This is a genomic window from bacterium, from assembly GCA_040755795.1.
In the GTDB taxonomy this organism is placed as follows: domain Bacteria; phylum UBA9089; class CG2-30-40-21; order CG2-30-40-21; family SBAY01; genus JBFLXS01.
This window is the reverse complement of record JBFLXS010000180.1, coordinates 1-7616: the sequence shown is the minus strand read 5'-3', so window position 1 is coordinate 7616 and position 7616 is coordinate 1. Positions and strand designations below refer to the sequence as shown.

Below are 7616 nucleotides of genomic sequence, written 5' to 3'. Positions count from 1 at the left end.
CTGGGAAACCGGCGCGAGGGTTCAAATCCCTCTTGCTCCGCCATTTTTTTTGGCCCGTTGGAGAAACGGTTAACTCACATGCCTTTCACGCATGCATTCACGGGTTCGAATCCCGTACGGGTCACCATAGTTAACCGAGCAAGTCTATCATAGAATGTGATAGGCTTTTTGTTTCTATCAAAACGTTAAGTCTATTAAGATCCATAGACATTTTTCATTTTTCCCAATAGGAGACATCATTTATTTAGATTTATGTTACAATACAAATAATAAAACGCAAGAAGGAAAATGGACAGTCCTCTATTAAAGACTGTCCTTATTTAGGGGGAGATTATGAAAAAAATAATCATATTAATTTTTACTATTTTAGTGGGAATAAGTTTATCAGGATGCTCGAATAAACATCTTGAAAATGAATACTTCGAAAATACCAAAGACGATTCCTTTGATGAATTTTATCAAATGTTTTCGAAAAAACTTTCTTTAGCGAGCAATCAATTACATACTTTTTATCCAAGATCATCAAGAGAGGTTATTTGGTATGAGGACAGTTACGTAAATGCCCAACTGTTTAGTAAAGAGGACATATATAAACATGAATTTTATAATTACACATTAAGTGATGATCGTCAATTTATGTATGATTCAAATTTATACTATTTAGATGACATGCGTTTTTCTAAAACAAGTATTGAAAACTCTTATGATGAGATTGAAGAAGGAAAAAGATATTTTACTGTTTCAGAAACATATGATGGAAATACAGTAAAAGATGGTTTACAGTTTTTTATGGAGGATGAAGAGTTATATTTTGATTTTTATTATACTGTCAATCAAACAACATTATTCCATTATACATTTCATTTTTATGTTGATGAAAATCTAGATGATGTTATGGAGATGACATTACATTTCTCAAATATCGATGAAACATCATATACAAGAATGTCATATACGAAATTAATTTTTGGAGTAAGTGAAGAAACATATATTTGTAACAGTTGTAATAATAATAGTACAGAAGATGGATCATTAGAATATATATATACTGAATTTAATGATGATCAAAACAGTTTTGAATTTAGTAATGTCGAGGCTTTTATACGAATAGATTTGTCAAAAAATAACCACCATGGAACAATCTTTAATGGCCTTACAGGTGAAAGATATGATGTTAGGAAGAGTGAGGGTGAATATATGACAGATGCTTATTATGAATATATTCGAAATACAAATCTTGTGAGTTACTCTCCAATTCATTTCAAAATAAATCTACTTGAAATTCTGGGTTGGGATAAGTTGACAGAGATTGATATACCAAATGAAACTAATACTTATCAACTATATTATGGAGATGATTTACTATCAGAGGATTATCACTCATCAATAGAGTATGAACATAGTGAATATCCATATTTTGAATATCATACTGAGTTCGATCCAGAAGTTCAAATATTAAATGAAATAATCACCCTAGATATCTTTGGATTATCCTCTGGTTATAGTAAAGATTATTTTGAAAATAAGTTTCAACAAGGACCGATATTGTATCAAAATGAGTTAATCAATCATAACCTCGACAAAACTTACGATGAAAATTACGAATTTTTTATGCAATATATCAACTATTTTAGATAATATTTTGTGATTTTGATATTGTGATAAATAGAACCCAAGGCGAAGACTGATGACTTTTTTTGGAAAACACTATGTCTAATCCTACACAAATCAAGATTTTTTTGCTAGACTAACGTGATTCACTCGGCAAAATTCGTGAGCCAGTATGGGTCACCAATAATAGTATGAAACGCTCTTCTCACCCGTGGGAAGTGCTTTTTTTATAGACATCTAGGTGTGTTATTCAAACTACATATAAGGCGGTTTTTGGTAAAAATTCAGAATCCAATAGAATTTGTTCAAATTGAGTGAATCCCTTAAAACTTATGAGCACATAAGCAAATTTTAGATCGTTTCTTGAAGGTCTATAACAAGTTCCCGATTTTAGTAAAAAAAGTCAACTTATGTTGATTTAAGTTTTGTGTGTTTTTAAAAGTAGACAGAAGATAATTAATAATGATGATAGAATAGAACTATAGAATAATCACTATGAACAATAGGCGGGTCGGGAATGTATAAACTGCTTTTTAACTACTTAAAGGATGTAGATGAGTTCAACGAAAAACTTATCATTTTTGTTGACGATAAAAAACTAGAATCTGAAACGTTATTGATAGAAACTGGGTTGCATGAAATCAAAGTTGAGCAATATCACATTTTAAACAATAAGTACTTTTTATTTGGAGCTATACTGATGGCTTTTGGCTTTTTTGGCTATGCAACAGAATCTGCATATCTTTTAAGAAGATGGGGGAGATTTGCTGTATGCAAATTAATAATAGATGTGCAGCAAGATGAACAGATTAAGATAAGACTACATAGACAGAAGAAATGGTTTCTTGGTGATAGATATCAATTGAGTATTAAATCAGATCATGAAGAAAGCATTGACTCTATAGAAAAAAGAAATATATTTACTTTTTTAGGGACAATCATTTTATTTTTAATTCCACTTGTGATTATCATAGGTATAGTTGCTCTATTCAATTAAAAACATACAAGAAAACATACAAGATAATTAGAATGTATTGCAATGTATTGCGTTTTTTATTAATATGTAGTACAATGTATTACAGAGGAGATGGTGATATGTCTATATCGATTAGAATGAACGATAAAGAGTTAGAGCTTATAAAGAAATATGCGGAGCTTAATGGAACAACTGTTTCAGAAGTGATACGAAAAGCAATCTTAGAAAAAATCGAAGACGAGTTCGATATTTTTCTGTACGAAAAAGCATTTAAAGCATACGAACAAAACTCTAGAACATACACCATAGAAGAAGCTAAGTCTATCCTTGGTATTGAATAATGTATCGAGTTGAATTGAGCGAAAACGCACTAAAGACCTTTAAAAAAATGGACAAGCAAATAGCAACGATGATTTTTGCGTGGATATCTAAAAATTTGGAAAACTGTGAAAATCCAAGAATTCATGGAAAAGGATTGATTGCTGACAAAAAAGGTATATGGAGATATAGGGTTGGAGATTATAGATTACTTGCTCATATTTTTGATGATCGATTAATCATCTTGGTTGTTGATGCAGGTCATCGGAGAGACATTTATAAGTAAATTTGACAGTTTAACTAAGCATCAATTGAAAACTCGGGAAAAATCGTGAATCAGTACGGGTCACCAATATTATTATGAAACGCTCTTCTCATCCGTGGAAAGGGCTTTTTATCTTTGTTGAGCCCTCAAACCCATATAATTAAAGTAACAAAATTTGATTTCATGTGCCATGAAAGGTTTAGCATTATAATCAAAGAGGTAAATGCTTATATTAAATCTATACCGCTCAAACACTATATGTTATAATTTAATTAAGAATTCAAACGAGACTAATTCATAGTCCTTTTAAGGACTAATTTATAGGGGAAAATTTATGAAAAAGATACTTTATATTATGATATTCATAACTATGTTTATATTAATAAGCTGTTCAAATGGCACACCTAGTGAATATACAATAATTAATGATGGAGGTTTAACCTATACCTCGTGGAGTCATGATGGAAATAACATCTTACCTGAAAAATATGCTGAAATCCAAATAACCGATTTAGAATATCATCCATTCACTAAAAAATTATGCTTTACGATAGATATTTCGGATGCGGATTATATATCAACCAATTATTGGATTATAAAAAGGATGAGAGGGACTACAACAACTGAGTCACAAATCAGTTTTAAAATGGAATCTTATCATAAATCATTTCATCATTGCGAATTCTACAATCCTGATTTAGAGATTGTCTTTGGCCTTGTCAATTCAAAAGATCTTAATCCAACGAGCACAATGGATGTCCTAGCATGGATTACTGTAGATGATGAGAATGCAAATAGCCGTATCTATCCAGAAGGTGGACATTTGACCACCAGATATTTCACTAATGATGAGAAATATATCGAGAAAATAGAGCCTGATCGTCCCTATATCTTAATGGATTACTTATTTACAGATTCAGCGCGTTTATATGAAGGCATATATATGGAGTTATATTATCGTCCATTTGATGTGGTATATCAAACAAAAGAGATCATATTTACAGATGATATGTATGTCAATGACACGATTGTTCTAGACACTATATTGTTTGAAGATTTACCTCCAGATGTAGAATTTGAGATTCACTTTTATTATAAAGGTACAGATGGCGTTGATACTTATGATTATGTATATTTTGGAAGCCGAACTGTAACATCGACTATAACGGGAATGACATCTCAAATTGAACATTCATATCCCGGATTATGGGCTAATATTATAGATTATGAAATTGGTGAGACAAAAACGACCATATTTTACGAACTTATAGATAACGGAAATGTGTTGTTTAGTGGTGAGCATGTAACGACTGAAATCGGAATATATGGTAAGGATGTCCGGTTGGCGATTCATCCCGATGCGAACTCTATTGAAATTGATAATATCTACCTAGAAAACTATGATGCCATTCAAATCTATATTGATGAGATTGATCAAGTTTTATGTACGAAACATTTGGATTATAATATCTTTAATATATTTGAGATTTTTGGTTATTCAAATGGTGTATTCCGTTTTAGACTAAGCGACTATAATGTCGATATCATTTCGATTGATTTTGAAGTCCGTACCATAGAAAATGGAACACCCATTTTGGAATATACTTTAACTGAGTTTCCTGATGTATATGATAATACTCAATTTCAAAGTCTCGAAGTAGATGAAGTACCGAGCAATTTTGAAGGATATACATATATTCATTATGTGGTTACATATCGTGGCTTGTCAGGCATTGAAACATATGAAGGCAGCAATTCATATTACACAAGACCATCATGGAAATAGATTTAGAAGAAATGACTTAAATGAATCTTTTCTGTTGAGTGTGTGAATCTACACAGAATTATCAATATAAAAAAGTTCAATTTGAACTTTTTTATATTGATAGATGAATACTTGCTTAATCCCATATAAACCTTTAACATGAATAAATACATAAGGAAGTAAAAAGAATTTCAAGTTGAATAGAGTCACCTAAATCATGTTAACACCAACATAAGTGATTTGTTTTAGTTGAATCATCATATATTTAGGTCATTCATTCTTCACTCAACCATTCATTGAGTCGTTCAACGAAAATGTGATTGAGTAACCTTTATTTTAGCACTATAATGAGTATGACAAATAACCTTGAGGGGGGAATAATAATGATTGGTGAACGATTAAAGAAATTGCGCATGAACGCTAAGCTCACACAAAAAGATGTTGCAGACATAATGAATGTCACACCACAGACTATTTCAAAATGGGAGCTTGATTTGAGTGAACCTAATATGGATATGTTGAAAGAACTATCTGCACTTTACGGTGTCAAAGTTGATGATTTGTTAGATCCTTACAAAACAACACCATATGAAAATCAATCCAACTATAAGGTCAAAGAGATAAGTCTTTATCTCATGTATGTGATTTTATTGGGGTTATCGATTACAATCGCTTTCGTTCCTTATATCACCGCAGATATTTACGTACTTGAATATGGGATTCTCGATAATTCTTTACCAGAGTGGAGAGAGATCATTCCCTTTGAAATGCAAATGACAAGTATTTTCGTACTCTCTATGATGATGGGCTTACCTGTGGTTGTATTTACACTTCACCTCATCGATCGAAAACTAATCAGCCATATCGTCATTAGTTTTATTGCATTAGCTATCAATTTGAGTTATCTTGTCCCCATCATCGCATCACCGCTATTTTTAAATCCTGAGATTGGTATGATCTTACATATCGTCTATATCTTTTTCTTAATTGCGATGTTATTGATTACTATTTCAATTCAACGATGGCACATATATATGCACATACAAAACCATCCTAAAACCTGGATTGGTTTTGCAGGAATGATTTTGACCACTTTTATCTTCCCTTTCTCATTTTATGAAGTTGGACATCACTATTATTTTAGTCAGTTTGAAGTGATCTTATTTGGGGTCATGATAGTACTTTCGGGATTGCTCATGTTTAAGGATATTAAAAAACTTCAAACACCTATCTTAGCTCTGTCCTTTATGCTTATCTTTGGACTCATCTACGGTGTCGTCGTTTATATTTTTAATTCAGGGCTCATTGTCGGTAGTCTTAACTTATTCGGATATATGCTTTTCCTAGGTCTTAGTTTGTCTGAAATCAAGGGAGATAAACTACCTTTAAAAGAAATTTTCAAACTGCGATTATTACCCTTTGAAATTATCACCATCGCTATCTATATTTATGTATTTTTATCAGGCGGAGATTTATTCTTTTATTATGACCCAACACATGTCAATCCAGCAGAGTTCATTCATTTTTACAATTTACCCCTGCATATTGTATTTTATGCAAGTTTGATTGCACTTGGGGCGGGATTAGTTTTTAGATGGATGAAGGTTAAGGGGGCTTATGTTGCCTTTTATGTGATTTGGTTTGGAGCACAGATCTATTACGCTTTTGTCTTATACAATGCTTTTTTTGGAGAAAATTGGCGTATGACAGATGGCATGTTCTTGTTTTTTCCCATTATATTAGGCATAACGTATATCGCTCTTTTTACTTCCTCCAAAATATTAATAAGGGTGAGACAACATAAGTTAAAAAACATAGTCACTTAATCGAAACTTCAATTAGATTAAAGACATGAGGGATCAATCACGGATTATTTTAAACGACGAGTCAGATATATCATTAGAAACGCTCTTCTCAACCCGTGCGAAGGGCTTTTTTACTAACATAAATCATACTTAATCAACTACATGCATCATCATCCATCTTTATATTTAATCTATTGACATATATACACACTAATTTCGAGATTAGTTTAACCGTTTTAATTGACTAGGTATTGTTCATGTTATAATCAAACATAGGATCGCTTTTTATTGGGGGAGATTGAAATGGGACCACATACCACTTTGCACATTAGACTTTTTATCTACTTAACATTAATCCTCGATATCACAGTTGCAGTGGTGTCATTCTTATACGGTTATAATGTTCTAGCTGTCATCATATACTCCATAATCTCAACTTTATTTTACTTAGTATTATTTTCAATGAATACGGAAGCATCGAAGATTGAATTAAAGACTTATGCCATCATCTCATGGATCTCCATCTTTTTATTTACGTACATTACTTTTGGACCCTATCTTCGAAATACAGGGTATACGGCACTTCCGTCGGTATTATTTGTTTTTGTGACGTTTGGATACTATTCATTGAGAACTAAGTACGATGAACTTTATCAAATCATTGGGATCAACTTCATTTATTTAGTCATTAAGTTTGGATTGATAGCCCTGCTTATTTATTTTGTAGGACTTGCAGGTCTTGTTGTATAAAAAAAGCCAACTATTTAGAATAAGTCAAGATAAAAGAAATAAATAGTAGTTATGAAAAGAGGGCATACTAAAAGGAATGCCTTATGACACATCGAGATCTTTGAAATTTAAATATGTTAATGAGTA

At 31.7% G+C, this 7616-nt stretch carries 7 protein-coding genes and 1 tRNA gene; all 8 read left to right on the top strand.

Features of this window, described 5'->3' with window-relative positions; all coding sequences use genetic code 11:
* Positions 1 to 51: 51 nt before the first annotated feature.
* The 8 genes from AB1414_11950 (at position 52) to AB1414_11915 (ending at position 7490) form a co-directional block, all read left to right on the top strand.
* Positions 52 to 127 (top strand) — tRNA-Glu (locus AB1414_11950).
* A gap of 206 nt (positions 128 to 333) precedes the next feature.
* Positions 334 to 1638, top strand: coding sequence for a hypothetical protein (locus AB1414_11945; GenBank protein ID MEW6608137.1), 1305 nt, complete (start codon positions 334 to 336; stop codon positions 1636 to 1638).
* Positions 1639 to 2128: 490 nt separating this feature from the next.
* Entirely contained in the window at positions 2129 to 2608 is a 480-nt protein-coding gene (locus AB1414_11940) for a hypothetical protein (protein MEW6608136.1), read from the top strand.
* Positions 2609 to 2706: 98 nt separating this feature from the next.
* Positions 2707 to 2928, top strand: coding sequence for a type II toxin-antitoxin system RelB family antitoxin (gene relB / locus AB1414_11935; GenBank protein ID MEW6608135.1), 222 nt, complete (start codon positions 2707 to 2709; stop codon positions 2926 to 2928).
* Entirely contained in the window at positions 2925 to 3191 is a 267-nt protein-coding gene (locus AB1414_11930; GenBank protein MEW6608134.1) for a type II toxin-antitoxin system RelE/ParE family toxin, read from the top strand. The genes relB and AB1414_11930 overlap by 4 nt, the downstream gene beginning before the upstream one ends.
* A 313-nt stretch (positions 3192 to 3504) precedes the next feature.
* Positions 3505 to 4956 carry a hypothetical protein gene (locus AB1414_11925; protein ID MEW6608133.1) on the top strand — a complete coding sequence of 484 codons (1452 nt, stop codon included), beginning with the start codon at positions 3505 to 3507 and terminating at the stop codon, positions 4954 to 4956.
* Positions 4957 to 5318: 362 nt separating this feature from the next.
* On the top strand, positions 5319 to 6761 hold the full coding sequence (locus AB1414_11920; GenBank protein ID MEW6608132.1) for a helix-turn-helix transcriptional regulator: 1443 nt from the start codon (positions 5319 to 5321) through the stop codon (positions 6759 to 6761).
* 606 nt (positions 6762 to 7367) lie between these two features.
* Positions 7368 to 7490, top strand: a complete 123-nt coding sequence (locus tag AB1414_11915; protein MEW6608131.1) for a hypothetical protein — start codon at positions 7368 to 7370, stop codon at positions 7488 to 7490.
* The last annotated feature ends 126 nt before the right edge of the window (positions 7491 to 7616 follow it).

Excerpts from the sequence above, each read along its gene's own strand:
- AB1414_11940 (MEW6608136.1), top strand. The coding sequence starts at position 2,129 with ATGTATAAACTGCTTTTTAACTACTTAAAGGATGTAGATGAGTTCAAC.
- AB1414_11945 (MEW6608137.1), top strand. The coding sequence starts at position 334 with ATGAAAAAAATAATCATATTAATTTTTACTATTTTAGTGGGAATAAGT.
- relB (MEW6608135.1), top strand. The coding sequence starts at position 2,707 with ATGTCTATATCGATTAGAATGAACGATAAAGAGTTAGAGCTTATAAAG.
- AB1414_11920 (MEW6608132.1), top strand. The coding sequence starts at position 5,319 with ATGATTGGTGAACGATTAAAGAAATTGCGCATGAACGCTAAGCTCACA.
- AB1414_11925 (MEW6608133.1), top strand. The coding sequence starts at position 3,505 with ATGAAAAAGATACTTTATATTATGATATTCATAACTATGTTTATATTA.